This window comes from Agrococcus jenensis, from assembly GCF_003752465.1.
Taxonomy (GTDB): domain Bacteria; phylum Actinomycetota; class Actinomycetes; order Actinomycetales; family Microbacteriaceae; genus Agrococcus; species Agrococcus jenensis.
The window spans coordinates 479,714-505,311 of record NZ_RKHJ01000001.1; the positions used below are offsets into that span (position 1 = coordinate 479,714).

General features: G+C 72.8%; 25 protein-coding genes, 1 tRNA gene and 1 pseudogene. 7 read left to right on the forward strand and 20 right to left on the reverse strand.

What is annotated here, in order from left to right; translation table 11 throughout:
- Positions 1 to 32: 32 nt before the first annotated feature.
- Positions 33 to 1,217, reverse strand: a complete 1,185-nt coding sequence (locus EDD26_RS02320; RefSeq protein WP_123696236.1) for a M23 family metallopeptidase — start codon at positions 1,215 to 1,217, stop codon at positions 33 to 35.
- Positions 1,218 to 1,398: 181 nt separating this feature from the next.
- The gene (locus tag EDD26_RS02325) at positions 1,399 to 2,202 is read right to left on the reverse strand and encodes an inositol monophosphatase family protein (protein WP_123696237.1); all 804 of its coding nucleotides are present in this window, start codon (positions 2,200 to 2,202) and stop codon (positions 1,399 to 1,401) included.
- Positions 2,203 to 2,292: 90 nt separating this feature from the next.
- On the opposite strand from EDD26_RS02325, the gene EDD26_RS02330 reads away from it, so the two are divergent.
- The 3 genes from EDD26_RS02330 to EDD26_RS02340 all read left to right on the forward strand — a co-directional run bounded on the left by EDD26_RS02330 (position 2,293) and on the right by EDD26_RS02340 (position 4,435).
- Positions 2,293 to 2,374: transfer RNA gene (locus tag EDD26_RS02330), tRNA-Tyr, on the forward strand.
- 117 nt (positions 2,375 to 2,491) lie between these two features.
- A complete protein-coding gene (locus EDD26_RS02335; protein ID WP_123696238.1) occupies positions 2,492 to 2,980 on the forward strand; it encodes a YajQ family cyclic di-GMP-binding protein in 489 nt (162 codons plus the stop codon).
- 9 nt (positions 2,981 to 2,989) lie between these two features.
- A complete protein-coding gene (locus EDD26_RS02340; protein ID WP_123696239.1) occupies positions 2,990 to 4,435 on the forward strand; it encodes a phospholipase D-like domain-containing protein in 1,446 nt (481 codons plus the stop codon).
- Positions 4,436 to 4,439: 4 nt separating this feature from the next.
- Here the strand turns inward: EDD26_RS02340 and EDD26_RS02345 are convergent, their stop codons facing one another.
- The 4 genes from EDD26_RS02345 to ubiE are packed head-to-tail and all read right to left on the reverse strand — an operon-like array spanning position 4,440 to position 8,410.
- The gene (locus tag EDD26_RS02345; RefSeq protein WP_123696240.1) at positions 4,440 to 5,204 is read right to left on the reverse strand and encodes a sulfite exporter TauE/SafE family protein; all 765 of its coding nucleotides are present in this window, start codon (positions 5,202 to 5,204) and stop codon (positions 4,440 to 4,442) included.
- Between the two features lie 30 nt (positions 5,205 to 5,234).
- Complete coding sequence (locus tag EDD26_RS02350; RefSeq protein ID WP_123696241.1) at positions 5,235 to 6,584, reverse strand: FAD-dependent oxidoreductase; 1,350 nt, start codon at positions 6,582 to 6,584, stop codon at positions 5,235 to 5,237.
- Between the two features lie 54 nt (positions 6,585 to 6,638).
- Positions 6,639 to 7,649 (reverse strand): polyprenyl synthetase family protein, encoded by a 1,011-nt coding sequence (locus EDD26_RS02355; RefSeq protein WP_123696242.1) that lies wholly within the window; start codon positions 7,647 to 7,649, stop codon positions 6,639 to 6,641.
- Positions 7,649 to 8,410, reverse strand: a complete 762-nt coding sequence (gene ubiE, locus EDD26_RS02360; protein ID WP_245989712.1) for a bifunctional demethylmenaquinone methyltransferase/2-methoxy-6-polyprenyl-1,4-benzoquinol methylase UbiE — start codon at positions 8,408 to 8,410, stop codon at positions 7,649 to 7,651. Before ubiE ends, EDD26_RS02355 begins: the two co-directional genes overlap by 1 nt.
- A 98-nt stretch (positions 8,411 to 8,508) precedes the next feature.
- Between ubiE and EDD26_RS02365 the strand changes: the two genes are divergently transcribed.
- The gene (locus EDD26_RS02365) at positions 8,509 to 9,717 is read left to right on the forward strand and encodes an isochorismate synthase (RefSeq protein ID WP_123696244.1); all 1,209 of its coding nucleotides are present in this window, start codon (positions 8,509 to 8,511) and stop codon (positions 9,715 to 9,717) included.
- Positions 9,718 to 10,175: 458 nt separating this feature from the next.
- On the opposite strand, the pseudogene EDD26_RS02370 reads toward EDD26_RS02365, so the two are convergent.
- From EDD26_RS02370 to EDD26_RS02390, 5 genes and pseudogenes are all read right to left on the reverse strand, one after another.
- Positions 10,176 to 11,006, reverse strand: a pseudogene (locus tag EDD26_RS02370) (PPK2 family polyphosphate kinase); the annotation flags it as partial.
- A gap of 22 nt (positions 11,007 to 11,028) precedes the next feature.
- Positions 11,029 to 12,186, reverse strand: coding sequence for an AI-2E family transporter (locus tag EDD26_RS02375; protein WP_123696245.1), 1,158 nt, complete (start codon positions 12,184 to 12,186; stop codon positions 11,029 to 11,031).
- Positions 12,186 to 13,058, reverse strand: a complete 873-nt coding sequence (locus tag EDD26_RS02380; protein WP_123696246.1) for an SDR family oxidoreductase — start codon at positions 13,056 to 13,058, stop codon at positions 12,186 to 12,188. The genes EDD26_RS02375 and EDD26_RS02380 overlap by 1 nt, the downstream gene beginning before the upstream one ends.
- Positions 13,042 to 14,775 carry a 2-succinyl-5-enolpyruvyl-6-hydroxy-3-cyclohexene-1-carboxylic-acid synthase gene (menD, locus tag EDD26_RS02385; protein ID WP_123696247.1) on the reverse strand — a complete coding sequence of 578 codons (1,734 nt, stop codon included), beginning with the start codon at positions 14,773 to 14,775 and terminating at the stop codon, positions 13,042 to 13,044. The genes EDD26_RS02380 and menD overlap by 17 nt, the downstream gene beginning before the upstream one ends.
- Positions 14,702 to 15,160 carry a PLDc N-terminal domain-containing protein gene (locus EDD26_RS02390; RefSeq protein ID WP_123696248.1) on the reverse strand — a complete coding sequence of 153 codons (459 nt, stop codon included), beginning with the start codon at positions 15,158 to 15,160 and terminating at the stop codon, positions 14,702 to 14,704. The genes menD and EDD26_RS02390 overlap by 74 nt, the downstream gene beginning before the upstream one ends.
- Before the next feature lie 48 nt (positions 15,161 to 15,208).
- Here EDD26_RS02390 and EDD26_RS02395 point away from each other — a divergent pair, with 48 nt between their 5' ends.
- Positions 15,209 to 15,517 (forward strand): DUF4229 domain-containing protein, encoded by a 309-nt coding sequence (locus EDD26_RS02395; RefSeq protein ID WP_123696249.1) that lies wholly within the window; start codon positions 15,209 to 15,211, stop codon positions 15,515 to 15,517.
- 22 nt (positions 15,518 to 15,539) lie between these two features.
- On the opposite strand, the gene EDD26_RS02400 is transcribed toward EDD26_RS02395, so the two are convergent.
- The 8 genes from EDD26_RS02400 to EDD26_RS02435 form a co-directional block, all read right to left on the reverse strand.
- A complete protein-coding gene (locus tag EDD26_RS02400; protein WP_245989713.1) occupies positions 15,540 to 16,496 on the reverse strand; it encodes a 1,4-dihydroxy-2-naphthoate polyprenyltransferase in 957 nt (318 codons plus the stop codon).
- A 214-nt stretch (positions 16,497 to 16,710) separates the two neighbouring features.
- Complete coding sequence (locus tag EDD26_RS02405; protein ID WP_123696251.1) at positions 16,711 to 17,712, reverse strand: AMP-binding protein; 1,002 nt, start codon at positions 17,710 to 17,712, stop codon at positions 16,711 to 16,713.
- 25 nt (positions 17,713 to 17,737) lie between these two features.
- Entirely contained in the window at positions 17,738 to 18,634 is an 897-nt protein-coding gene (locus EDD26_RS02410) for a 1,4-dihydroxy-2-naphthoyl-CoA synthase (RefSeq protein WP_123698397.1), read from the reverse strand.
- Positions 18,635 to 18,712: 78 nt separating this feature from the next.
- Positions 18,713 to 19,651 (reverse strand): hypothetical protein, encoded by a 939-nt coding sequence (locus EDD26_RS02415; protein WP_123696252.1) that lies wholly within the window; start codon positions 19,649 to 19,651, stop codon positions 18,713 to 18,715.
- A 20-nt stretch (positions 19,652 to 19,671) separates the two neighbouring features.
- The gene (locus EDD26_RS02420) at positions 19,672 to 20,712 is read right to left on the reverse strand and encodes a hypothetical protein (protein WP_123696253.1); all 1,041 of its coding nucleotides are present in this window, start codon (positions 20,710 to 20,712) and stop codon (positions 19,672 to 19,674) included.
- Between the two features lie 79 nt (positions 20,713 to 20,791).
- Complete coding sequence (locus EDD26_RS02425; RefSeq protein ID WP_123696254.1) at positions 20,792 to 21,820, reverse strand: hypothetical protein; 1,029 nt, start codon at positions 21,818 to 21,820, stop codon at positions 20,792 to 20,794.
- Positions 21,821 to 21,881: 61 nt separating this feature from the next.
- Positions 21,882 to 22,259, reverse strand: a complete 378-nt coding sequence (locus EDD26_RS02430) for a hypothetical protein (RefSeq protein WP_123696255.1) — start codon at positions 22,257 to 22,259, stop codon at positions 21,882 to 21,884.
- Positions 22,260 to 22,307: 48 nt separating this feature from the next.
- Positions 22,308 to 22,637: a hypothetical protein gene (locus EDD26_RS02435; protein ID WP_123696256.1), complete on the reverse strand. Its 330-nt coding sequence runs from the start codon at positions 22,635 to 22,637 to the stop codon at positions 22,308 to 22,310.
- A gap of 34 nt (positions 22,638 to 22,671) precedes the next feature.
- On the opposite strand from EDD26_RS02435, the gene EDD26_RS02440 reads away from it, so the two are divergent.
- Positions 22,672 to 23,640 (forward strand): o-succinylbenzoate synthase, encoded by a 969-nt coding sequence (locus EDD26_RS02440; protein ID WP_281273306.1) that lies wholly within the window; start codon positions 22,672 to 22,674, stop codon positions 23,638 to 23,640.
- A 138-nt stretch (positions 23,641 to 23,778) separates the two neighbouring features.
- Positions 23,779 to 24,648: an endonuclease domain-containing protein gene (locus EDD26_RS02445; protein WP_123696257.1), complete on the forward strand. Its 870-nt coding sequence runs from the start codon at positions 23,779 to 23,781 to the stop codon at positions 24,646 to 24,648.
- Positions 24,649 to 24,719: 71 nt separating this feature from the next.
- Here EDD26_RS02445 and ccsB read toward each other — a convergent pair whose 3' ends face one another.
- Positions 24,720 to 25,595, reverse strand: a complete 876-nt coding sequence (gene ccsB / locus EDD26_RS02450) for a c-type cytochrome biogenesis protein CcsB (protein WP_123698399.1) — start codon at positions 25,593 to 25,595, stop codon at positions 24,720 to 24,722.
- Positions 25,596 to 25,598: the final 3 nt, after the last annotated feature.

Here is a 25,598-nt window from a genome sequence, read left to right on the forward strand (position 1 = left end):
CCGAAGGCGCGCGCATCGAGACCGGCACCGCGCTAGCGGTACTCCAGGTTCATCTCGCGCGTCTGCAGCCACAGCAGCGGGTCGAACGACACGTAGTCGGCGTTCTTCAGCTCGAGGTGCAGGTGCGGGCCCGTGGAGCGGCCGGAGTTGCCGACCTGGCCGATGACGGTCGTGATGTCGACGACCTGGCCGACCTCGACGGTGAGCGAGCCCGGCAGCATGTGGCCGTACCAGGACTGCACGAACTGGCCGTCGATGTTGTGGTCGATGAAGACGGAGTAGCCGCCACCGCCCGGGTTGTTGCCCTGGAAGACGGCCGAGACGACGCCGTTGGCGATCGGTCGCACGTCGGTGCCGATGCCGGGGATGAAGTCGCTGCCGCCGTGGAAGCCGCCGGGCCGGTAGCCGAAGCCGCTCGACATCGGCACCTGGTCGAGGTTCGGGAAGGGCGTCTGCACGAAGCCGGTCTGGAGCATCCCCCACACCTGCGGGAACGCGGGGTCGCCGGTGTAGGACGGGCCGGCCACCTCGGAGTCCGCGACCGCCTGGTAGGCGGCGAGCTCGCCCGGCGCCATGCGCGCGGCGGCGATCTGGTCGTTGACGATGATGTCGTCGCGCTGGAAGTAGCCGGTCGACTCCGCGTTGACGCCCTCGAGCGTCTGGACGCCCTCGCTCATCTGGGCGACCTCGGGGTCGAGGCCGTCCGGCGACTGCACGGCCTGGGCCGGCAGCGAGGTGACGACCACGAGCGAGCCGATGAAGAGCAGCGCACCACCGGCGGTGATCTTCTGCACGATCTTGCGCGCGCCGCGCTTGGCCTGCGTCGGCGGCGCGATCGGCGCCTGGCGGATGACGCGGGGCGCGAGGGCGCGAGGCACGGGCCGGACGCTGGGGATCTGGTCGCCGCCGTTGCCGAGCGAGGGTGCGTCGACGACGATGCTGGGCGACTCGAAGGTGGGCTCGGCGATCTGCACGGGCAGGTCGCGGGCGATCCGCGTCGCGGCGTCGCGCATGGCGCGACGCGTCGTGTAGAGCGGCGCGGAACCCTCGACGACGGTGACGCGCTCGGCGGCGCGCGCCTCGCTCGCGGTGAGGGCGATGGCCTCGGCGGCGCGCTCGCGATCCCGGACCGACCGTCGCGTGGCGGCGGGAGCCGCATCGGGTCGGGAGACGCCCTCAGGGGACGAGCGGAGTGCTCGTCGGGTGGGGTGCGTCACGCTGGATGCCGTCCTGATGCTCGATGTGCGGTGGGGCGCGCAGCTGGGTCGTTCTGCAACTGTGCGGTGCCGGAAACGATGCTCGCATGAACCGGCCGTGGCGGGAAGCGGCACGCTGTGCGGCCGATCATCACTCGCTCAAGGTTCAAATATAACGGAACGGTAACGAGAGGGCAAGGTGTCAGACCTCGTGCGGCGCGAGCGGCGCCAGCAGCGCATCGAGCTCGTCCGCGAGCGCCGGGTGCGCGGCCAGCAGGAACGCGGAGCTCGCGGGCGCGCCGTCCCAGCCGCGGACGAGCCCGCCCGCCTCCTCGACGAGCAGCGCGCCCGCCGCCATGTCCCACGGCTGCAGGCCGCGCTCGTAGTAGCCGTTGAGCCGACCGCACGCCACCGAAGCGAGGTCGAGCGCCGCCGAGCCGATCCTGCGGATGTCGCGCACCGAGCCGATGAGGCCCTGCACCACCGCGGCCTGCCGCTCGCGGCGCCCGGCGTCGTAGCCGAAGCCGGTGCCGACGAGCGCCATCGACGCCGGCACCGCATCCGCGACCCGGATCGCCCTGCCGTCGAGCCGGGCGCCCTCGCCGCGGAGCGCCTCGAACCGCTCCCCCGTCGCGCCGTTGATGACGACGCCCGAGAGCGCCCGCCAGGTCGTGGGCTCGGGCTCGCCCTCGACGAGCGCGATCGAGACCGCGTAGGCCGGGATGTCGTAGAAGTAGTTCACCGTGCCGTCGATCGGATCGATGACCCACGTGAGCCCCGATGTGCCGGCGACGCTCGCGCCCTCCTCGCCGAGGATGCCGTCGTCGGGCCGTGCCGCCTGCAGGCGCTCGACGACGAAGCGCTCGACCTCGCGGTCGGCCTCGGTGACGATGTCGACGAGGCTCGACTTGCTCGCCGCGACGGCGACGCCCTCGTGACGGCGCGTGCGCGCGAGCTCGGCCGCCTCGGTGGCGATGCCGACGACCAGGTCATGGAGCTCGCGCATGCCTCGAACCTACCGCCCACGTCGCCGGGCGGTCGCGGTCGCCGGGCCGCCTGCGGGGCATGTATCCTTGACGACGGCCTGTCCGGCCACGGCGAGTTACCCAAGCGGCCAAAGGGATCTGACTGTAAATCAGACTGCTCAGCATTCGGGGGTTCGAATCCCTCACTCGCCACCGATCCGAAGCCCCGCCCTCGAGGCGGGGCTTCGTCGTTGCCGCAGGTGATCCGGGGGGTCCAGCGCTCCGCGACCCATGGATTCCCTCGGAACCGTGGTGATCTAGGGTTGCCGTATGGCAGATTCCTCGTTCGATGTGGTCAGCAAGGTCGACAAGATGGAGGCCGAGAACGCGGTCAACCAGGCCCGCAAGGAGGTCGAGCAGCGCTACGACTTCAAGGGGGTCGGCGCCGACGTCTCGTGGAGCGGCGACAGCCTGCTGCTGAAGGCCTCCAGCGAGGAGCGCGTGAAGGCCGTGCTCGACGTCGTGCAGTCGAAGTTCGTCAAGCGCGGGATCGACCTGAAGATGCTCGACGCCGGCAAGCCCTACGCCTCCGGCAAGGAGTTCCGCATCGAGGTCGGCCTGAAGGACGGCATCTCGACCGAGGACGCGAAGAAGGTCACGAAGCTCGTGCGCGAGCAGGGCCCGAAGACCGTGAAGACGCAGATCCAGGGCGACGAGGTGCGCGTCACCTCGAAGAGCCGCGACGACCTGCAGGCCACCATCCAGCTGCTCAAGGGCGCTGATCTCGACATCGACCTGCAGTTCATCAACTTCCGCTGACCGCCGGCCGTGGAGCTGACGCAGGCGCTGGGCGCGCTCTGGATCGCCCTCGACGTGGCGCTGCGCCTGCTCGCACTCGTCGTCATCCCGCACAACCGCAGGCCCGCGACGGCCATCGCATGGCTGCTCATCGTCATGATCCAGCCGGTCGTCGGCTGGATCGTCTTCCTGCTGCTCGGCAACAACCGGGTCTCGCGCGGCCGGCACGCGAAGATGTCGGCGATCCAGGAGCTCATCGGGGAGAGCACCGAGGCGATCGACGACGCGACGCCGCCCGCGGAGCGGCCGTCGTGGCTGCCCGGTGTGCTCGAGCTCAACCGCACGCTCACGTCGATGCCGCACGTGGGTCCATCGTCGGGCATCGTCTGGGGTGAGTTCGACGCGCAGCTCGAGGCGATGGCCCGCCGCATCGACGAGGCGGAGCACTGGGTGCACGTCGAGTTCTACCTCATCGTCGCGTCGGAGCGCACCGAGCCGTTCTTCGCGGCGCTCGAGCGGGCGACCGCCCGCGGCGTCACCGTGCGAGTGCTCGTCGACCACCTGACGAGCGTGCGGTACCCGCGCCGCAAGGAGACGCTCGCGCGCCTCGACACCATGGGGGCCGAGCTGCGCGACATGCTGCCGCTGCGGCCGTGGGCGGGCAAGTGGCAGCGACCGGACCTGCGCAACCACCGCAAGCTCATGGTGGTCGACGGCCGCGTCGGCTTCACCGGCTCGCTCAACCTCATCGACCCCTCCTACCTGTGGCGGCGCAACCTGCGGCGTGGCCTGCAGTGGCGCGACACCTGGATCGAGCTGAGCGGCCCGCCCGTGCGGGCGCTCGACGTGCTCTTCTGGTCGGACTGGTGGGCCGAGACGAACGAGCTCGTCGAGCTCGCGACGAGCGAGTCCGAGACGGGCGGCGACCTGCTGGCATCCGCCATCCCCTCGGGGCCGGGCTTCGAGGGCGAGATCAACCTGCGCGTCTTCGTCGAGCTCGTGCACGCCGCCGAGGACCGGATCACGATCGTCAGCCCGTACTTCGTGCCCGACGACGCGATGCGCTACGCGATCACCTCCGCCGCCATGCGCGGCGTCCAGGTGGAGCTGTACGCGAGCGAGATCGGCGACCAGTTCTGGACGTATCACGCGCAGCGCTCATACTACGAGGAGCTGCTGCGCGCCGGCGTGCGCATCATCCTGTTCGAGAAGCCGACGGTGCTGCACTCGAAGTTCATGACGTTCGACGACCGGGTCTCGGTCATCGGCTCGTCGAACATCGACCTGCGCTCCTTCGGCCTCAACTTCGAGGTCTCGATGCTCATCGAGGGCACGTCGATGGTCGCGCAGCTGCACGGCATCGCCGAGGGGTACCGGCGGCAGTCGACCGAGCTGCAGCTCGACGACTGGATGGCGCGGCCGCGCGTCGCCCAGCTCTTCGACAGCGTCGCGCGGCTGACCTCCGCCCTGCAGTAGCGACTCAGTCGAGCAGCATCGCGAGCCCCACGACGACCGCGAACGCGATCACCACGGTGCGCAGCGCCCACGACGGCACCCGCCGGGAGAGCCAGCCGCCGGCGAGCCCGCCGAGCAGCGAGCTCGCGAGCATGACGAGCACGACGCCCCAGTGGATGAGCGGCGAGAAGGCCAGGATGAGCACGCCCGTGCCGTTGATGACGCCGGCGATCGCGTTCTTGAGCGCGTTGTGGTGCTGCAGCGAGTCGTGGATCACGAGCCCGAGCATCGCGAGCATCATGACGCCGATGCCGGCGCCGAAGTACGAGCCGTAGACCCCGATCGCGACGAACGACGCCTTCGTCACCCAGCCGCCGGTCGACTCGACGTCGAACCCCGCGGCGTCGCCGCGGCGCAGGCCCTTCGCGACGAGCGGCTGCGCGGCGAAGAGGGCCGCAGCGGTGAGCACGAGCCACGGCACGATCGCCTCGAAGGAGTCGGACGGGGTGAGGAGCAGCAGCACCGCGCCGATGACGCCGCCGATCGCGGCGAACGGGGCGTTCGCGATGAAGCGGCGGCGCTGCCGGCGCAGCTCCTGGCGATAGCTCCACGCGCCGCCGACGGTGCCGAGCAGCAGCCCGACCGACGACGTCATGTTGGCGGCCAGCGGGCTCATGCCGGCCGCGAGCATCGCCGGGAAGGTGATGAGCGTGCCGCCGCCCGCGGCCGCGTTGATCGCGCCTGCGCCGAGGGAGGCGAGCGCGATCAGCAGGTAGCCGGGCAGCTCCACGTCAGCGCCCGGCCCGCGGCTGCGGCGCCGTCACTCGTCGCGCGAGACGGAGATCATCTCGTCGCGCGGCACGACCTTGATGCGCGTGCGGCCGTGCGGCTCGCCGAGGGCCATCTCGTGCTGGTCGAGGCGGATCCAGCCGTCGATGTCGGTCCACGCGACGCCGCGCTCGCGCAGCAGCGCGGGCACCGCATCCTGGTCGTACGCCTCGGGCGTCCACCACGAGTGCTCGTCGCCGAGCAGGTGCTCGACCGTCTCCTTCGCGTCGGACTTCGTGTGGCCGATGAGGCCCACCGGCCCGCGCTTGATCCATCCGGTCGCGTACATGCCCGGCATCGGCCGCGAGCCGTCCTGCACGCGCCCGGCGATGTTGGGGACGACGCCGCGGCGCTCGTCGAACGGCACGTCGGGCAGCGGCGACGAGAAGTAGCCGACCGCGCGGTAGACCGCCTGCACGGGGATCTCGCGGTACTCCCCCGTGCCCTCGAGCCCGTGCTCGGTCGGCCGGGTGCGCTCGATGCGCAGCGCCTCGACGCGACCGTCGCCGAGCACGGCATCCGGCCGCGACCAGAAGTGCAGGTGCAGGCGGCGCGACGCCTGCCCGACCTCGCGCTGCCGCCACTGCTCGAGCACGCGCGAGATCACGAGGATCTGCTTGTTCTGCTTGAGCGTCTCCTCGTCGGGGTCGACGCCGAAGTCGTCGTCGTGGAGGATCATGTCGACGTCGCGCAGTTCGCCGAGCTCGCGCAGCTCGAGCGGCGTGAACTTGACGTTCAGCGGGCCGCGACGGCCGAAGACGTGCACGTCGGTGACCGGGGATGCCTCGAGGCCGTCGACGACGTTGGCCGGCACCTCGGTGGGCATGAGGTCCTCGGGGTGCTTCACGAGCATCCGCGCGACGTCGAGCGCGACGTTGCCGTTGCCGATCACCGCGATCTCCTTCGCCTCGAGCGGCCACTCGCGCGGCACGTCGGGGTGACCGTCGTACCAGGAGACGAAGTCGGCGGCGCCGTAGGAGCCGGGCAGGTCGATGCCGGGGATGTCGAGCGGTGCGTCCTTCGTCGCCCCGGTCGCGAAGATGACGCCGTGGTAGAGCCGCTCGAGGTCGGCGAGCGTGATGTCCTCGCCGAACCGCACGTTGCCGAACAGCCGCACGACGCCCGACTCGAGCACTTCGCGGAGCGCGGCGATGATGCCCTTGATGCGCGGGTGGTCGGGCGCGACGCCGTAGCGGACGAGCCCGTAGGGCGCGGGCAGGTGCTCGAACAGGTCGATGAGCACCTCGCGGCCGGACTCGGCGGCCGACTTCTTCAGGATGTCGGCGGCGTAGATGCCCGCCGGGCCGGCGCCGACGACGGCGATGCGGAGCGCTGCGCTCACGATTCTCCTCAGGTGCGGGGCGGTCTCGCCGCCCGAGTCTTCTTCAGTCGGGGTTCAGCGGGTGCGCGAGACGACGTGCTCGGCGAAGGTCTCGAGCCCCCGGCGCACGGTGCCGCGCGGCAGCGGCGCGAGCGCCTCGAGGGCGCTGCGCTGCCAGCGCTCGGCCTCGGCGATCGTCTCGTCGACGACCGGATGCGCGGCGAGCTCGGCGACCGCGGCCGCGAGGTCGGCGTCGTCGGCCGGGCTCTCGAGCCGGGCGTGCAGCCGGGCGGAGGCCTCGTCGTCGCGCTTCGCGAGCAGCAGCACGGGCAGCGTCGCGACGCCCGCGCGCACGTCGTTGCCCTGGTCCTTGCCCGTCTCCGGGTCGGCGGAGAGGTCGATGACGTCGTCGACGATCTGGAACGCGACGCCGATGCGCTCGCCGAACAGCCGCAGCGGCTCGCGGTAGGCGTCGTCGGCACCGCTCACGACCACGCCGAGCTCGGCGGCGGCGGCGATGAGCGAGCCGGTCTTGTCGGCGAGCACCTGCAGGTAGTGGTCGACCGCATCCGCGTCGCCCGGCCCGAGCGTCTCGTGCAGCTGGCCGAGGCACAGCCGCTCGAACGTGCGCGCCTGCAGCACCGCGACCTCGCGGCCGAGCGGCGCGGCGATCTGGCCGGCGCGCGCGAACAGCAGGTCGCCGGCGAGGATCGCGACGGAGTTGCCCCAGACGGTGTGCGTCGACGGCACCCCGCGGCGGGTGTCCGCCTCGTCCATCACGTCGTCGTGGTACAGGCTCGCGAGGTGGGTGATCTCGACGACCTCGGCGGCCGAGAGCACGTCGTCGTCGACGCCGGACCCGAGGTGGGCCGTGAGCAGCAGCAGCAGCGGGCGGGCGCGCTTGCCGCCGGCCTCGAGCAGGTAGCGGGTGACCGCATCCGCGACCGGGTCGGCGACCCGCAGGTGCGCGTCGAGGCGCGCCTCGAGCTCGTCGAGGCCGCGGTCGACGTTGTCGACGACGCGAGCGTCCGCGGGCGCGACGAAGCGCGGCCCTCGCAGGCCGAAGGCCTCAGCGATCGACGGCATCAGTCGGCCTGCTCCTCCGCCTGCGCATGGCGGGCGACGCGCATCGCGGCGGTCTGCTCCGTGGGCTTGCGGCCGCGGTGCAGCGCGACGACGCCCATCGTGAGGTTGCGGTGCGCGACGCGCGTGAAGCCCGCGGTGCGGATCCACTGCGACAGCGACTGCTGGTCGGGCCACGAGCGGATCGACTCGACGAGGTAGCGGTAGGCCTCCGGGTTGGAGCTCGCCACCTTGGCCAGGCCGGGCAGCATCGTGCCGAGGTAGAGCTCGTAGCCCTTGCGCACGACGTTCACCGGCGGCTGCGAGAACTCGCAGATGACGAGGCGGCCGGAGGGCTTCAGCACGCGGTAGAACTCGCTCAGCGCGGCACGCGGGTGCTGCACGTTGCGCAGCCCGAACGAGATGGTGACGGCGTCGAAGGTGTCGTCCTCGAACGGCAGCTCCTCGGCGGAGCCGTGCACGAACTCGATGTCGGCGTGGCGCTTGCGGCCCTCCTCGAGCATCCCCTGGCTGATGTCGAGCGCGGTGACGAGCGCGCCGGCCTTCGCCATCGGGGCGGCCGAGGCACCGGTGCCCGCGGCGACGTCGAGGATGCGCTCGCCCGGCTGCGGCCGCACGGCGCGCTGCATGTGGATGCGCCAGAGCTTGTCGTTGCCGCCCGAGAGCAGCGAGTTGAGCAGGTCGTAGCGCTTGGCCGTCGCGTCGAACATGCCCGCGACCTCTGCTGGGTCCTTCTGCATGTCTGCTCGGCTCACGTCCTCCATCCTAGGCTCCCCGACGTGCGGCCCTTCCGGCGGCCGTCCAGGCTCGTGATCGCCGGCCGGCACGGGTCCCTCCGGAGCGCGGCGATAGGCTGGCTCGCATGCCGGCCCTGCGGGCGCGCACCGAGCGCGCGGAGCTCGGACGCCTGCTGGAGCACGCCGATCCGCGCGCACCGCTCGCGATCCGACGCGGCGCCGACGGCATCGTCGGGCGCGGCGAGGCCCTGCGGCTCGAGTTCCGCGGCCCCTCGCGGCTGACGGATGCGGCGGACGCGTGGCGCGAGGTCGCCCGCGACGCGCAGGTCGACGACGAGGTGGGCGTGCCCGGCACCGGGCTCATCGCCTTCGGTGCCTTCGCGTTCGACGACGCCTCCGCGGCGACGAGCGTGCTCATCGTGCCGCGGCTCGTCGTGGGCCGCCGAGGCGACGACGAGTGGGTGACGTGGATCGGCGACGGCGGTCGCCTGCACCCGACCGCGATCGACGAGGTGCGCGTCGAGCTCCACGACGGCGCCATCGGCGCGAAGCGCTACCGGGCGATCGTCGCCGCGGCGACCGAGCGCATCCGCGCCGGCGACGCCGAGAAGGTCGTCGTCGCGCGCGACCGCGTCGGCCAGCTGCCGCCCGAGGGCGACATCCGCTCGGTCGTGGTGGGCCTCGGCCGTCGCTACCCGGATGCCGTCACCTACGCCGTCGACGGCGTGGTGGGCGCGAGCCCCGAGACCCTGATCGCCGCGCACCGCGGCCACTTCTTCTCGCGCGTGCTCGCGGGCACCGCGGCGCGCGGCGCGACCCCGTCGCTCGACGCGGAGATCGCGGAGTCGCTCGCGAGCGGCGACAAGGACGTGCGCGAGCACCGCTTCGCGGCCGACTCCGCCATCGAGGTGCTGCGCGAGCTCGCGCCCGACACCCGGGCGTCGGAGCCGTTCCCGCTGCGGCTGCCCAACCTGTGGCACCTCGCGACCGACATCACCGGCACCCTCGGCGGCAGCTCGACGCTCGACGTGCTGGCGCTGCTGCATCCGACGGCCGCGGTCGCCGGCACGCCGCGCGCCGCGGCGCTGGCCATCATCCGAGAGCTCGAGCGCGTCGATCGCGGCCGCTACGCGGGCCCGGTCGGCTGGGTCGACGCCGATGGCGGCGGCGAATGGGTCATCGCGCTGCGGGGCGCCGAGATCGACGACGACGGCTGCATCCGCGCCTTCGCGGGCGCCGGCGTCGTCGCGGGCTCCGACCCGCACGACGAGCTCACCGAGACGGCCGTGAAGCTGCGCCCGATCACCGACGCGCTCGCCGACCCGCTCCCCTAGCCCCGCGCGGCTGCACCGCCCGCCTACATCGCGGCCTGGTGATCGCCCTTCGCCCCCGCCTGCTCGCCGGACTGCTCCCCGGCCTTCGTGTCCTTGCCCTGCTTCCCCTGCTTGCGCTTCTTGTCCTTCTTGGCCTTCTTGTCCTTCTTGGCCTTCTTGTCCTTCTTGCTCTTGTCGTCCTTGTTGTCCTGCTTGTCCTGCTTGTCCTTCTTGTCCTTCTTGTCCTTCTTGTCCTTCTTGTCCTGCTTGTCCTGATTGTCCTGCTTGTCCTGCTTGTCCTGCTTGTCCTGCTTGTCCTGCTTGTCCTGCTTGACGTTCTTGGCCTTCGTGCGCGTCGCGTCGTCCTCGCCCTGCTCGCCCCGCCCGTCCAGCGCGTCCTGCCCCTCGACACCGCCGCCGTCCGCGCCCGCGGCATCCGCATCATCCGCGACATCCGCCTCCACCATCACGACATCCCCCGTCGCCAGCAGCCGCTCCCGCTCGGCCGCGACGTCGAAGTCGGCGACCGGCCACTGCGGGTCGATCCGCTCGAGCGCCTCGACGAGCAGCTCGTGCACCGCGAGCCGCGCGAACCACTTCCGGTCGGCGGGCACCACGTGCCACGGCGCCGAGGCGCGGGCGGTGCGGTTGATCGCGACCTGGTAGGCCTCCATGTAGTCGTCCCACCGCTGGCGCTCGTCGATGTCGCCGGGGTTGAACTTCCAGTGCTTGTCGGGCCGATCCAGCCGCTCGAGCAGCCGCGCGCCCTGCTCCTCGCGCGAGACGTGCAGCATCACCTTCACGAGCGCGATGCCGCGCTCGGCGATCTGCCGCTCGAACTCGACGATGCGGCCGTACCGCTCCTGGATGGCATCGGGCGTCGACAGCCCGCGCACGCGGTGGATCAGCACCTCCTCGTAGTGCGAGCGGTCGAAGACGCCGATGAAGCCGGGCTGCGGGAGCTCCCGCTCGATGCGCCACAGGAAGTCGTGTCGCCGCTCGGCGGCCGTCGGCGCCTTGAACGCCTTGATGCGCACGCCCTGCGGATCCACCTGGCCGACGACGTGGCGCATGATGCCGCCCTTGCCGGAGGTGTCCATGCCCTGCACCATCAGCAGCACCGCGCGCTGGCCGCCCGCGCGGCTCTCGGCGAAGAGCCGCTCCTGCAGCTCCTCCAGCCGGTCGGCGCCGGCCGCGAGCGCGGCCTCCCCGGCGGCCTTGTCGCCGTCGAAGCCAGGAGTGGATGCGGGATCCACGTCGGCGAGGCGGACGGAGCGGATGACGCGGAGCGCGTCGGTGATCGCTGTCATGCGCCGAGCGTAGTCGCCCGGCTCAGCGCCTGCCCTGGACCCCCGGCGAGACGGCGCGGCCGAGCCTGCCCGCCTTCGGCGCCTCGAGCTTGCTCGACATGAGCGTGCTCACCCAGCCGAGCCGCGGGTCGGGGTCGACGATGAGGGTCTTCACGGCGAGCGTCGCCGGCAGCGCCAGCAGCGCGCCCACCGGCCCGAGCGCGTAGGCCCACACGAGCAGCGACAGGAACGAGGTCGCGGGCGTGACGCCCACCGCATCCCCCGCGACCTTCGGCTGGATGAGCGACTGCATCACGAAGTTGATGACGCTGAAGAGGATCGCGGTCAGCAGCGCGTTGATCGGGCCGTTGGCGAGCAGCGCCATGAGCGTGGGCGGGATGACGCCGACCACGAAGCCGACGTTGGGGATGTAGTTGGTGACGAACGCGAACACCGCCCAGACGAGCGCGAGCGGCACCCCGAGCGCGGTGAGCGCGACCAGGTCGAGCGCCGAGACGATGAGGCCGAAGAGCGTCGTCACGACCCAGTAGCGCTGCACACCGGCGGCGAAGCGGTCGACGCCGCGGATGATGCCGGGGTTGGTCAGCGCGATCCGCTCGACCCGGGCGGGGATGTTCATCGAGTCCCAGGCGAGGAAGAACACCACGACCGTGAGCGTCGCGAGGAAGGCGAGCACGCTGCCGGCGTTCGACAGCACGCTCGTCAGCGCGCTGGCGATCGCGCTCGGGCTGAAGGCGCTCTGCAGCTGGTGCAGCGCCTCGTCCTGCGAGACGCCGAAGCCCTCAAGCCACGTGAGCACGTCGCGGTAGAGCGCGTTGAACTCCGGGCCGTAGGCCGGCAGCTCCTGCACGAGCGACTGCACCGACCAGTAGATCGACCAGAAGAGCGCCGCCAGGAACACGTAGACGGTCAGCAGCGCCGCGAGCGCGGCGACGAGCCGAGGCGCGCCCTTGCGCAGCAGCCACTGCTGCAGGGGCAGCACGGCGATCACGAGGTTCACGCCGAGGAACACCGGCGCGACGAAGGTCGCGACCTGGCTGAGCAGGATGAGCACCGCGATCGTCGCGATGATCGACAGCAGGATGATGAGCGTGCGCGGCAGCATCCAGCGCCGCTCGACCGCCTCGGTCACCACCGGCACGACCGGCAGCTCGCGCTGCCGCTGCCACGGCCAGCGCATCAGTCGCGCCTCGCGCGCGGCGGCTCGACGACCGCCTCGCGGCCCGTGAAGCCGTCCATGCCCTCGTTGACGCCGAGCGCATCCGCGAGCCGGTCGGCGATCGCCGCGGGCAGCACCTTGAGCGCCGGGACGACCCGGACGAGCGGCGGCAGCGCGAGCATCGACCGGCGTGAGTCGATCGCGGCGAGGATGCGCGTCGCGACCGCGGCGGACGACAGGATCGGCAGCAGCGCCGGCACCTTCGTCGTCGCGCCGGCGAACATCCCGGTGTCGATGTAGAACGGCGTGACGGTGAGCGTCGTGATCGGCGACCGCTCCTTGCGCAGCTCGGCGCGCAGCGACTCCATGAAGCCGACCGCGGCGAACTTCGAGGCCGCGTAGTCGGTCTGCCCGGCGACGCCGATGAGCCCCGCGGCGCTCGCGACCGTCACGATGCGGCCGCGGCCTGCGTCGCGCATCGCGGGCAGCAGCGCGCGCGTGACGAGGATGGGCGCGATCGCGTTGACGCGCATCGTGCGGTCGATCTGCGCGGCGGTGAGCTCGGCGAGCGGTCGGCCGGAGACGACGCCGGCGTTGTTGATGAGCACGTCGACGGGTCCGAGCATGAGCGTCTCGGCGGCGGCGAGCTCGATCGCGTCGGCGTCGGCGAGGTCGACGACCACGACCGTGCCGCGGCCGCCCGCCTCGTGCACGGCATCCGAGACCGAGCGCGCGGCGACGGCGTCGCGGTCCCAGATGACGACGTGTGCGCACTTGCGGGCGGCGCCGAGCGCCACGAGCCGGCCGATGCCGCTCGCGGCACCGGTGATGACGATGGTGGTGCCGGCGCCGATCGCGCCCGACCTGCTTCCTGCGTCAGAGCCCCTGCGCATCCGTCTCCCCCTCCAGCACAGCCTCGATGATGCCGGGCTCCGACTGCGAGAGCGCCCTGCGGAGGCCTGCGCGGTCCACGACCCGCTCGAAGGGCCAGCCGTAGGCCGCGGCGAGGTGCTCGAGGTCGACGTCGTGCGGGGTGCGCTGCACGCGCGAGAAGTCGTCGGGGTCGGCGCTGCCCGCGACCTCCAGCAGCTCGAAGAGCGAGCCGCCGCGGTCGTTGCCCACGATGATCTGCAGCCGGGGCCGCTCCTCGCCGGGCGGCACGAGCAGCCCGCCCGCGTCGTGCAGCAGCGCGAGGTCGCCGATCAGCAGCCGCGTGAGCCCGCCGGCGCCCGAGCGCTCGTGCGCGATCGCGACGCCGGATGCGGTGCTGACCGTGCCGTCGATGCCCGCGAGCCCGCGGTTGGCGCGCGCGGTCACCGCCTTCGGCCCGGCGTAGGTGTCGAGCTCGCGGATGAGGCGGGAGGCCGCGACGACGAGGCGGTCGTGCGGCCAGGTGCGATCCCACACGGCCGTCACGAGGTCGCGGCGCGAGATGGCGGTGCGCCCCTCGGCGAGCTCGGCGCGGGCGTAGGCGGCGCGGGGCAGCTGCGAGTCGGGGGCGCGCTCGGCGTCGCGCTCGGCTGCGAGGGCGCGGCCGGCGGTGATCCATCGGTCGATCCACGCGCGGTCGGGCTCGGCCTCGATCACCTGGATGCGACCGGAGCGCACGCTCGTGACGCCCGTGCCGCGCACGTTGTCCTGCCCAGCGCGGCCGATCGCGACCACCTCGACGTCGGGGCGGCGGATGAGCCCGGTCACGGCGCGCGCGAGCGTCGGGTGGCCCATCACGACCACGCGCCGCACCTCGTCGGCGAGCGAGGCGATGACGTCGCGGCCGTGCGGCACGAGCATGGGCCCGAAGCGGGCGCCGGAGGTGGGCTCGGCGATGAGCGGTGCGCCGATCGCCTCTGCGAGGTCGACGGCAGCGGGGCCGGCATCGGCGCCGGCGATGACGACGGTGCGCTCGGCGGCCTCGAGCGTCGAGGTCGGCAGCGGCGGGCGCTCGACGCGGGCGACGGCCGGTCCGTGCGCGCGCTCGCCGCCGGAGAGCGGCTCGCGGAACGCGATGTTCAGCTGCACCGGGCCGGGCTCGGTGTGGGCAGCGGGATCGCCGTCGCCGCGCCAGCCGAGCGCGGCGCGCACGGCCGCGACGGCGTCGCCCTCCGGGTCGTGCAGCGCGTCCGCCCCGATGTCGAGCACCACGCGCGCCGCCTCGCCGAAGATGCCGGGCTGGCGGGTCGTCTGGTTCGCGCGGATGCCCTGCAGCTCGGCCGGGCGGTCGGCCGTGATCGCGATGACGGGCACGTCGCTGTGGTGCGCCTCGAGCATCGCGGGATGCAGGTTCGCGAGCGCGGTGCCGCTCGTGACGACGATCGCCGCGGGCTGCCCGGTCTCGCGGGCGAGGCCGAGCGCCAGGAACGCGGCGGTGCGCTCGTCGACGCGCACGTGCAGCCCGATGCCGTCGTCGCGCGCGGCACGGGCCGCGGCGAGCGCGATCGCCTGCGAGCGGGAGCCCGGGCAGACGACGATGTCGGCGACGCCTGCGGCGGCGAGGGCGGCGACCAGCCGGTCGGCGTATGCGGCGGCGGCGAGCGCCTCAGGCACGCGCGGGGTCGCCGTCGTCAGGTGCCCGGTGGCCCTGCCCGTCTGTGTCGTCGTCCGTGGAGGCATCGCGCTCCGCCTCGGGCTCCGGTGCCGGCTCGGGCTTCGGCTTCGGCTGCGGCTTCTCCGGCCGCACGATCTCGACCTCGGCGTCGAGCGCGGCGAGCTGCGCCTCGATCTCGGCGATGCGGCGATCCGCCTCGTCGTCGGTCACGTCGCTCGAGCGCTTGAAGGACGGGTCGTCGTCCGGCGCCATCGGGCGGGCAGAGGAGACCGGTCCCTTGCCCCAGGCCAGCCAGCCGAGCGGACCGATGATCGGCAGCACCACGATCAGCACGACCCACAGCACCCGGTTCAGTCGGCGGATGCGTCGATCGTCCGTGACCGTGAGGTCGACGAGCGCGTAGACCGTGACCACGAGGGCCAGGACTCCGCCGATGATCAACCACCTCATGGCTCCACCCTACGTCCGGAGTCTGTGGGTCGCTCATAGACTTGGTGCATGGCTCCCTCGATGCGATACCTCATCGCGCGCGCCCTGCTGTTCGTCGTGCCGTTCGCGGTGCTCATGATCGCGCAGGTGCCGTGGTGGCTCTCGCTGCTCGTGGCGCTCGCGTTCGCCTTCGCGGCCAGCATCGTCTTCTTCGGGAAGCTGCGCAACGAGGCGGCGGCCGACCTGCAGCGGATGCGCGAGGGCCGTCGGCGCGACGGCGCAGGCCCCGACGACGGCGACGTCGAGGATGCGGCGCTCGGCGACGACGACGCCGAGGTCACCGACCGGCGCGACGAGCCGGACGCATCCGGCCGCTGAGCGCTCGCCGCGCGGACCGGGCTTACGCGCCGACGAACCCCGCAGGACCGCCCCAGATGGCGACCGCGAGGCCGACGCCGTAGAGCAGCGCCGAGATGCCGGTGAGGCCGAGCGCCGTGGTGAGGTCGCGCGCGTTGCGGGCGAGCAGCACGATGACGATCGCGGGGCCCGCGAGCAGCAGCACGGCGAACACCGCGAAGCCGTAGGCGAGCGCGTAGGAGAACACCCACAGGATGCCGAACGGCACGAGCATCAGCAGCGCGTACAGCGCCTTCGAGGCGCGCCGGCCGATGAGCGTCGGCAGGCTGCGCTTGCCGGCCGCCCGGTCGGTGTCGATGTCGCGAAGGTTGTTCGTGAGCATGAGGGCGGCCGAGAAGCAGCCGATCGCGACGCTGAGCGCGAGCGCGTCCTCGGTGATCCGGCCGATGATCGCGTAGGTGGTGCCGAGCACCGCGACCGGGCCGAAGAACAGGAACGACATCAGCTCGCCGAGCGCGAAGTAGCCGTAGGGGCGCTTGCCGCCGGTGTAGGTCCAGGCGGCGACGATGCAGACCGCGCCGACGAGCAGCAGCCACCAGCGCCCGGAGATGAGCACCACGGCGATGCCGGCGAGCGCGCCGGCGGCGAGGAAGCCGATCGCGACGTTCCGCACGACGCGCGGCGCCGCCTTCCCCGCGCCGACGAGTCGCCCGGGGCCGACGCGCACGGCATCCGTGCCCTTCACGCCGTCGGAGTAGTCGTTCGCGAAGTTCACGCCGATCTGCATGCAGAGCGCGAGGACGAGGCACGCGAGCGCGATCCCGAGGTGGAACCCCTCGGCGTTGAACGCCGCTGCGGAGCCGAGCGCGACCGGCGCGATCGCCATGCCGAGCGTGCGCGGCCTCGCGGCGGCCACCCAGTCGCGCCAGGTCGCCCGACCGGACGAGGTGCCGGCCGTCTGGGAGCGTCGAGCAGGGTTGCCGGAGCGGTTGGAAGCCATCCCCTCCATGCTATTCGCGCGTTCGATCGGTCGCTCGCGTCGCCCCGTGGCTCCGATTGGTCGCTCCCGCCTGCGCCGGGCCCCGATTGGTCGCTCGCGCCCGCGCCAGGGCCCGATTGGTCGCGGGTGGCTGCAGCGGGGCCCCCCCACACCGCTGCAAGCGACCAATCACCGTCGGGGCGAGGGGCCGATCGCCTGGCCGCGCGGCGACCGGTCAGCCGAAGATGCCGCGGCGCCGGCGCTCCTGCGTGCGGTTGGCGACGAGCCGGGCGAGCCGCTTGCGATCGGGCTTGCCGGATGCCGTGGTCGGCATCACCGAGACCGTCACGAGGTGGTTGGGCCGGGCGGGCTTGCCGAGCGCGTTCCCGACCGCGGCGCGGATCTCGGCGAGCGACGGCTTGAGCGTCGTGACGACGGCTGGCACCTCGCCCCACTCGGCGTGCGGCGCGGCCACGACCACGGCATCCGGCGCGAACGTCTGGACGACGTGCTCGACCGCGGCGAGCGACACCTTGATGCCGCCGGAGATGATGACGTCGTCGATGCGGCCGGAGACCTGCAGGGTGCCGCCCAGCAGGGAGCCGGCGTCGCCGGTGCGGTACCAGCGGGTGCCGGTGCCGTCGGTGATGAAGCGCTGCTCCGTGAGCTGCGGGTCGTCGTAGCCGTCGGCGAGCTGCGGGCCGGAGATCTCGATCTGGTCGGTGAGGCGCACCTTGACGTCGCGCAGCGGCCGGCCGTCCCAGACGCAGCCGCCGACCGTCTCGGTCGCGCCGTAGGTGCGCGTGATGCGCCAGCCGAGCCGCGCGGCGCGCTCGATGAGCCCGAACGGCGCCCGCTGGCCGCCGAGCAGGATGCGGTCGAGGCGGGCGATGGGTCCGATGAACGAGCGGTCGAGCAGCGCGGCGTCGACGAGCCGCGCGAGCTGCGTGGGCACGAGCGAGGTGAACTTGCGGTCGTGCTCGAGGCTCTGCACGGCCTCGACGAAGGCCTCCGCCGTGAAGGAGCCCTCGGTGCGCACGAGCGGGGTGCCGGAGGCCTCGTTGCGCCAGATCACGTTCTTGCCGGCGATGTAGTGCTCGGGCAGCGCGAGCACCCACTGGCCGGGGCCGCCGAGTCGCTCGTTCGCGGCGTCCGTCGACGCCTGGATCGCGGCCTCGGAGATGATGACGCGCTTCGGCACGCCGCTCGACCCGCTCGTCTCGACGACGATCGTCATGGGCACCTCCGTCCGCGTCGCTCGATCAGTACTGCCAGGGGAAGGGGGACCAGTCGGGCTCCCGCTTCTCGAGGAAGGCGTCTCGCCCCTCGACCGCCTCGTCGGTCCCGTAGGCGAGCCTCGTCGCCTCGCCCGCGAAGATCTGCTGGCCGACGAGCCCGTCGTCCACCGCGTTGAAGGCGAACTTCAGCATCCGGATGGCCGTCGGGCTCTTCGTCAGGATCTCGCGCGCCCAGTCGAGGGCCGTCGACTCGAGCTCCGCGTGCGGCACCGCCGCGTTGATCGCGCCCGCCGCGAGCGCGCGCTCCGCGCTGTACTCCCGAGCCAGGAAGAACACCTCGCGGGCGAACTTCTGCCCCGTCTGGCGCGCCATGTAGGCGGAGCCGTAGCCGGCGTCGAACGAGCCGACGTCCGCATCCGTCTGCTTGAAGCGGCCGTGCTCAGCGCTCGCGATCGTGAGGTCGCAGACGACGTGCAGCGAGTGGCCGCCGCCGGCCGCCCAGCCGGGCACGACCGCGATGACGACCTTCGGCATGAAGCGGATGAGCCGCTGCACCTCGAGGATGTGCAGGCGCCCGGACCTGGCCGGGTCGATCGAGCCGGCGGTGTCGCCCTCGGCGTACTTGTAGCCGTCGCGGCCGCGGATGCGCTGGTCGCCGCCCGAGCAGAACGCCCAGCCGCCGTCCTTGGGGCTGGGGCCGTTGCCGGTGAGCAGCACGACGCCGATGCGGCTGTCCTGCCGCGCGTCGTCGAGCGCGCGGTAGAGCTCGTCGACCGTGTGCGGGCGGAAGGCGTTGCGCACCTCCGGGCGGTCGAACGCGATGCGGGCGATGCGCCCGTCGCGGGATCGGTGCACGGTGATGTCGTCGTAGCCCGGCGCCGCGTCGGCCCATTCGGCTGGGTCGAAGAGCGGCGATGGCATCACGTGTCCACCCTAGCCATCGGGCCGTGCGCGTGGCGGCTCACGGCGGGGACGAGGAGCGCTCGCCGTGGCGCCGGCTCAGGGCCCGCACGGCTCGAAGGCGGTGCCGGACGCCGAGCACTGCAGCTCGACCGGCAGGTCGCGGCTGTCGAGCCTGACGCGCACGATCACGTCGCGCCACTCCCAGCCGGCGGCGTCGCGCGCGACGAGCGGCACCTTGAGGTCGACCGTGCGGCCGTCGTCGAGCGCCTCCAGCACGCTGATCTCGCCGGCGAGCTCGAAGTCGTAGCCGGTGCGGATCGGGCAGTCGGGGCGCTCGCGGCACGCGTCGATGACCTCGAGGCCGAGCCTCGCGAGCCGATCCTGGAAGGACGGCATGAGCTCGCGCGCGGCCTGCACCTGCGTCGGCGTCGCGGGGTCGCCGTCGACCGCGAACGCGTCGCCGCCCCACGCGAACAGCGGCCCCTCGACGACGTCGAGCCGGTACACCCCCGGGTAGAGCAGCAGCGCGCCACCCTCCGGGAGCGGCACGCCGCTGACGCGCAGCACCGCGGTCGGCTCGTTGTACCGGGTGTCGGGCGCCTCCGCGAGCGACGTGGCGAGCCGCCACCCCGCGGGCGTCAGCGACGCCTGCAGCGTGCGCTGCACCTCCGCACCGCCCACCCGGTAGCGCACGTCGACGCTCCCTCGCGCGCCGTCGACGCGCGTCGGTCCCACCGCGACCGGCTCGATGCGCGTCGCGGATGCGAGTGCCGCCTCCGGCGCGAGCACGCGTCCCGGGCCGAGCGGCGAGAGCTGCACCGCTCGGACTGCCTCGCCGTCGGCGATCGCCTGCAGGTAGGCGCTCGCGGTCGCCTCGAGAACGGCCGCCGGATCGCCCGCGCTCGCATCGTCGGCGGCGCGGATGCCGACGACGACCGCGGCTCCGACGAGCCCGCCGGCGACGAGGGCCACCAGCAGGTGCCGCCAGCCGAGCGACCGTCGCGCGCCGGCCCCGTCAGCCCGTGCTGCCGCCATCCTCGAGGCCTTCCCTCGACTCAGGGGGCGCAGGGCTGGAGCTCGGCGCCGTACTCGCCGGGCTCGCCGCACAGCCACTCCGTCGCGACGCCGTCGTCGTCGAAGACGACGCGCACGCGCACCTCGAACCACTCCGGGGCGCCGTCGACCGTCGCCGTGACCGGCACCGACAGGTCGATCGAGCCCATCGTCGTGCCCATGCCCATCGGGTAGACCTCGCCGGCCGGCTCGAGCCGCGCCTCGGCGGGCACCGGGCAGCCCGGCTCGACCTGGCAGGCGGCGATGGTGACGAGCGCGAGCTGGGTGGCGTAGTCGCTGATCTGCGGCACGATGCCCGCGGTCACGTAGGGCACGGTCGGGGTGAGCGGGTCGCCGTCGACGACGAACACGTCGCCGCCGGTGAGGAAGATCGGTCCGGAGACGATGTCGATCGTGTAGGTGCCCGGGTACAGGAGCACGGGCTCCTCGCCGCCGAGGGGCACGCCCGCGATCTGCACGCGGGTGATCGGGTCGTAGTAGGCGAGGTCGGCGACCTCGGCGAGCGAGGTCATGAGTCGCCACGTGCCGCCCGCGCGCTCGGCCTGCAGCGTGCGGAAGATGTCGCTGCCGCCGACGCGGTATCGCACCTCCGCCGTGCCGACGTCGCCGTCGACGTGCACGAGCCGCACCTCGAACGCCTCGATCCGGTCCGCGGCCTGCAGCACCGCATCGGGCGCCACCGCGCCCCTGCTCTCGAGCGGCACGACCTCCGACGCGAGCTCGGCCCTGCCCTCCGCGATCGCCGTCAGGTAGTCGAGCGCCACCGCGCGCAGACCGTCGACGCTCGCCGTCGCCGCGCTGCGCTCCGACGCCTCGAAGGCGGCCGGCACCGCCGCCCCGAGCATCGCGCCGACCACGGCCGCGATCGCGATCTGGCGCCAGCCGAAGGTCGGGACGCTGCGGCGGCGGAGGACCGGCGGCTCCGCCGTCTCCACTCGCACGTCGACGGCGGGCTCGACCACCGCCGCGGGCGGGGCGACCGCCTGCGACGGCATCTCGAACTCGGGCATCGCCGTCGACACGCGACCATTCTCACGCCGTCGCGGCAGGCCGAGAAGAGGGCAGTTCGGGGCAGGCGGAGCGCCGCGTCGCGCGGGCGGACTAGCCGCGGCAGGGCTCGAGCTCGAACTCGGAGGCGCTGGGCATCGCGCACTGCCACGAGACGAGCGTGCCGGCCTCGTCGACGATCGCGCGGAGCTGCATCTCCACCGTCTGACCGCTGAAGGCGCTCGTGTACACCTGCATCGACACGTTGACGGCGCCTGTCGGCTCCTCGCCCATCACCCACGGCCCATCGACGCGCAGCGCCGCATCCGGCTCGAACGTGCACTCGGCATCGCAGGCACGCACGTGGGCGACCGCGACCTCCTGCGCGAGCTCGTCGAGTCCCGGCGCCAGCTCCATGGTCGAGACCAGCTCGGTCGGCGTCAGCGGGTCGCCGTCGACGATGATCGGGTTGCCGCCGCTGACGACGAGCGATCCCTCCACGCGGTCGGACTCGTACGCCCCGGGGTAGAGCAGCGTGCGACGCGAGGAGGGCAGCTCGACGCCGGCGATGGTGACCGCCGCATAGCCCTCGTAGGTGTAGGCCATCGTGGGCTCGGCGATCGACGTGCGCAGCTGCCAGGCACCGTCGACCTCCTCCGCCTCGAGCGCTCGCGTGACCGTCTGCCCGGCCACGCGGTAGCGCACCTCGACCGTCGCCGCGTCGCCGTCGACGGTGGTCATCCGCACCTCCGGCTCGTCCAGCCGATCGGCCGACTGCAGCACCGCGTCGGGCGGGGTCTCGCCCTCGACCGGCGCCATCGCGGTCGCTCGGTCGGATGCGCCCTCCGCGATGGCCGTCAGGTAGTCCATCGCGGTCTGGCGCAGGCGCTCGATGCGCGCGTCGGCGGCGGCCTGGTCGATGCCCTGCATGGCGGTCGGCAGTCCCGCGCCGACGAGCACGCCGATGAGCGCCGCGATCACGAGCTGCCTCCACGGCCGGCGCGGGCGGGCGAACGGCTCGGGGAGGTCGCGCTCCGCGACCGAATCGGGCGCGCTCGACCGCGGATCGCGGACGGGCGGCGGCTCGACCGGCGCCTCGATGACGGGCGCCGGCTCGGGCATCACGAACTCCGGTGACGGCACGCCCTCATCCTGTCGCGCGGCGGTGCCGACGGAAAGAGCAGTGCGCGAATCGTTACCGCGGTCAGACCGAGGCGGAGAGCGCCTCGAGGAAGCCCCAGCCGAAGGAGCTGGCGGCGCCGAAGAGCACGAGCAGGCCCAGCCCGAGAGCGGCACCGAAGACGCCCGTGCGTCGGCCGTCCGGCACGGTCGCGCCGATGCATCCGGCGACGATCCCGCTGAGGCTGACGAGCACGGCCGTCACGAGCACGGCGACGAGCAGGGGGAGCTCGCCGGGCCGCGGCGCGAAGAGGTAGCTGACCTGCTGCACGAGCGAGACGACCTGCAGCACGACCGCGGCGGCGAGGAGCCAGAGCGAGAGCACGCCGAAGCGGGCACGGCGGTCGGTGCTGCGCACGCGCGCGGGTCTCGGCGGGGCGTCGGTCATGAGTTCGTCGAGCATCGGTCGATGCTACGAGCGCCGCGGCGGTCGGCGCGGGAGGCGCGCTCGCTACTCCAGCAGGCCGAGCGCGAAGCCGGTGACGAGGAACACGACCGGGTTCGAGATGACCAGCAAGCCGCCGCTGATCGCCGCCATCGTGATGTTGGCGGTGCCGCGCTTCACCGCGGCGGTGATCGCGAAGGCGATCGACAGCAGTGTGCAGACGCCCCAGACGGGGAGCAGCCAGATGACGAGGCCGTCGAGGTCGACGAACGCGACACCGATCGCGACGAGCAGCATCGCACCGCAGAGCACCGCGGCGACGAGCGCGAGCACGCCCCAGACGGGATTGCGGCGGGGCGCGAGGCGGGTCTCGAGCACCCAGGGCAGTTCGGTCACGCGACGATTCTGACAGGCATGCGAGCATGGCCGCGTGGACCTCGCCCTGGAACGGCTCGCCGATCGCATGCACGTCGTCTCGCTGCCGCTCGTCACGCGCTTCCGCGGGGTGGAGGTGCGCGAGGTGGCGCTCTTCTCGGGCGAGGCGGGGTGGGGCGAGTGGAGCCCCTTCCTCGAGTACCCGCCGGAGGAGGCGGCGCGCTGGCTGCGGGCGGCGCTCGAGGACGCGGATCTCGAGCGTCCGGCGGCGGTGCGGGACCGCATCCCGGTCAACGCGACGCTGCCGGCCGTCGGGCCGGACGCGGTCGCGGGCGTGCTCGCGCGCTACGACGGCTGCCGCACGGTGAAGGTGAAGGTCGCCGAGCGGGGGCAGACGCTCGACGACGACGTCGCCCGGGTCGCGGAGGTGCGCGCGCTGCTGCCGGACGCGCGCATCCGCGTCGACGCGAACGGCGGCTGGAACATCGACGAGGCGGAGCACGCGGTGCGGGCGCTCGAGCGCTTCGACCTCGAGTACGTCGAGCAGCCGTGCGCGACCGTGCCGGAGCTCGCCGAGCTGCGGATGCGGGTGCACCGGCTGGCGATCCCGATCGCGGCGGACGAGTCGGTGCGCAAGGCCGAGGACCCGCTGCTCGTGGCGCGCGCCGGCGCCGCCGACGTGCTGGTCGTCAAGGCGCAGCCGCTCGGCGGCGTGCGATCGGCGCTCGCGATCGTCGCCGAGGCGGGGCTGCCCGCGGTCGTGTCGAGCGCGCTCGACTCGAGCGTCGGGCTGTCGATGGGTGCGGCGCTCGCGGGCGCGATGCCGTCGCTCCCCTACGACTGCGGGCTCGGCACCGGCGCGCTGCTCGCCGCCGACGTCGCCGAGCCGCTCGTGCCGGTCGCCGGCTCGATCCCGGTCGTCCGCGTCACCCCCACCCCCGAGCTCCTGGCTACGCACCAGGCCTCCCCCGAGCGCACGGCCGCCTGGCGCGCCCGCCTCGCCGCCGCCCACCCCCACCTCTGAGATTCTCAACGGAGCAGCTGGTAGCTGGAGGGGATAGTGCCCTCGAGCTACCGATCGCTCCGTTGAGATCGAAGGCTCCGTCCACAGGCGGGGCTCGGGGCGCAGCGAGCACTCGATCCGGGGCACGACGATGCGCCGATGGAGCTCTTGGAATGGCTCGCAGCCAACGGCGGCGTCAGCACCGTCCAGGCCGCTCGCGACCTGGTCAGCGCTGAGGAGCTGCTCGACCTGAAGGGCAGCGGCGCGATCTGGACGCCCCTGCGCGGGTGGGTGGCGCTGACCGGGGTCAGCAACGATGTGACGCGCGCGCTGCGGGTGGGCGGCGTCGCGACCTGCGTCACGGCGCTCCGGATGCACGGCCTCTGGACGCCGCATGGCGAGACTCGGCTGCACGTCCGTGTGAACCGGCGCTCCCACAGCGCTCGCATCACCGAGGCGGAACGGACGCCTGGCGTGGTCGTGCACCGCATGCACGAGTGGTTGGACGACGCGCGACCTACGCACGGCTTCGATCCGGTGGTGGCGACGCTCGCCGTCGCATCCGGGTGCGTCTCGGCGGAGGATCTCGCTGCCGCGGCCGAGCGCGGGCTCGCTCTCGGGACCGTGCAGCCGCACGAGGTCAGGACGATCGCGGCGGGACTGCCCCGTCGCCGACGGCGCGGGCTGGAGCGGCTCTGCGACCGGTCCGGATCCGGCGTCGAGTCGATCTTCGCGCTCATGCTCCGCGATGCGCACATCGCCTACGTGCAGCAGTTCGAACCCATCCCCGGGATGTTCGTCGACTTCCTCATCGGGACATCGCTCATCGTCGAGCTGGACTCGCGAACGTGGCACGGACGCCCGGTCGACATCGAGACCGATCGGCGCCGCGACGCCGAGCTGCTCGCGCTCGGCTACCGCACGCTCCGCTTCACGTACGAGCAGATGCTCTTCCAGCCGGAGTTGGTGCGGGAGCGCGTGCTCGCGCTCGTCCGGCGCGACGCCCACCGCCGGAAGCTCTGGACCTGAACTCAACGGAGCGGCTGGCGCCGCGAGGGCACTATCCCCTCGTGCTGCCAGTCGCTCCGTTGAGAAAAGGGCTAGAGGCCGCTGTAGGCGTGCAGGCCCTTGAAGAAGAGGTTCACGACCGTGAAGTTGAAGATGATGGCGGCGAAGCCGATCAGCTGCAGCCAGGCCGACCGCGAGCCGCGCCAGCCGCGCGTCGCACGTGCGTGGATGTAGCCGGCGTAGATGACCCAGATCACGAAGGTCCAGACCTCCTTCGTGTCCCAGCCCCAGTAGCGGCCCCACGCGTGCTCGGCCCAGACGGCGCCGGCGATGAGGGTGAAGGTCCAGAAGATGAAGCCGACCACGCCGACGCGGTACGCGAGGTCCTCGAGCTGCACCGCCGACGGGAGCGAGCGCAGGAAGCCGCTGTCGCGACGCTCCTTGAGGAGCTGCAGGATGCTGAGTCCCGACCCGAGCGCGAAGAAGCCGGTCGCGAGCGTCGCCACGAAGACGTGGATGACGAGCCAGTACGACTGGAGCGCCGGCGGCAGCGGCGTGGGCGCGACGTAGAAGTTGACGGTCGCGACGCCGAGGAAGACCGTCGCGAGGCCGGTGATGAACACGCCGAGGAAGTTCAGGTCGCGCCAGACGCGCGAGACCACGAAGACGCCCACGATGACGGCGACGCCGGTGAGCGCGAACTCGTACATGTTCGCCCACGGCACGCGGCCGGCGGAGAGCCCTCGGAGCACGTCGCCCGCGACGTGCAGCACCCAGGCGAGCACCGTCAGCACGTAGCCGATCCGGGCACCGCGACCGGGCAGCGCAGCCGCCGGCGCGGCCGGAGCCGCCGGTGCCTCGATCGGCGCACCCGCACCGACGAGCTCCCGCTCGGCCGGCACCTTCGCCGCCGAGCGGCGCGCGACGTCGACCGCGTACGCGATGAACGCGAGCGTGTACACCGCCATCGC

What these genes read in the sequence shown, in the direction of transcription:
- EDD26_RS02400 (WP_245989713.1), bottom strand. Translation starts at nt 16,496, where the DNA reads ATGGCTTCCAACCGCTCCGGCAACCCTGCTCGACGCTCCCAGACGGCC.
- EDD26_RS02430 (WP_123696255.1), bottom strand. Translation starts at nt 22,259, where the DNA reads ATGCTCGACGAACTCATGACCGACGCCCCGCCGAGACCCGCGCGCGTG.
- EDD26_RS02380 (WP_123696246.1), bottom strand. Translation starts at nt 13,058, where the DNA reads ATGCGCAGGGGCTCTGACGCAGGAAGCAGGTCGGGCGCGATCGGCGCC.
- EDD26_RS02405 (WP_123696251.1), bottom strand. Translation starts at nt 17,712, where the DNA reads ATGACGATCGTCGTCGAGACGAGCGGGTCGAGCGGCGTGCCGAAGCGC.
- EDD26_RS02445 (WP_123696257.1), top strand. Translation starts at nt 23,779, where the DNA reads ATGGAGCTCTTGGAATGGCTCGCAGCCAACGGCGGCGTCAGCACCGTC.
- EDD26_RS02375 (WP_123696245.1), bottom strand. Translation starts at nt 12,186, where the DNA reads ATGCGCTGGCCGTGGCAGCGGCAGCGCGAGCTGCCGGTCGTGCCGGTG.
- EDD26_RS02410 (WP_123698397.1), bottom strand. Translation starts at nt 18,634, where the DNA reads ATGCCATCGCCGCTCTTCGACCCAGCCGAATGGGCCGACGCGGCGCCG.
- EDD26_RS02415 (WP_123696252.1), bottom strand. Translation starts at nt 19,651, where the DNA reads ATGGCGGCAGCACGGGCTGACGGGGCCGGCGCGCGACGGTCGCTCGGC.
- EDD26_RS02395 (WP_123696249.1), top strand. Translation starts at nt 15,209, where the DNA reads ATGGCTCCCTCGATGCGATACCTCATCGCGCGCGCCCTGCTGTTCGTC.
- EDD26_RS02325 (WP_123696237.1), bottom strand. Translation starts at nt 2,202, where the DNA reads ATGCGCGAGCTCCATGACCTGGTCGTCGGCATCGCCACCGAGGCGGCC.
- ccsB (WP_123698399.1), bottom strand. Translation starts at nt 25,595, where the DNA reads ATGGCGGTGTACACGCTCGCGTTCATCGCGTACGCGGTCGACGTCGCG.
- EDD26_RS02390 (WP_123696248.1), bottom strand. Translation starts at nt 15,160, where the DNA reads ATGAGGTGGTTGATCATCGGCGGAGTCCTGGCCCTCGTGGTCACGGTC.
- menD (WP_123696247.1), bottom strand. Translation starts at nt 14,775, where the DNA reads ATGCCTCCACGGACGACGACACAGACGGGCAGGGCCACCGGGCACCTG.
- EDD26_RS02355 (WP_123696242.1), bottom strand. Translation starts at nt 7,649, where the DNA reads ATGCCGTCGATCGCTGAGGCCTTCGGCCTGCGAGGGCCGCGCTTCGTC.
- ubiE (WP_245989712.1), bottom strand. Translation starts at nt 8,410, where the DNA reads ATGGAGGACGTGAGCCGAGCAGACATGCAGAAGGACCCAGCAGAGGTC.
- EDD26_RS02335 (WP_123696238.1), top strand. Translation starts at nt 2,492, where the DNA reads ATGGCAGATTCCTCGTTCGATGTGGTCAGCAAGGTCGACAAGATGGAG.
- EDD26_RS02365 (WP_123696244.1), top strand. Translation starts at nt 8,509, where the DNA reads ATGCCGGCCCTGCGGGCGCGCACCGAGCGCGCGGAGCTCGGACGCCTG.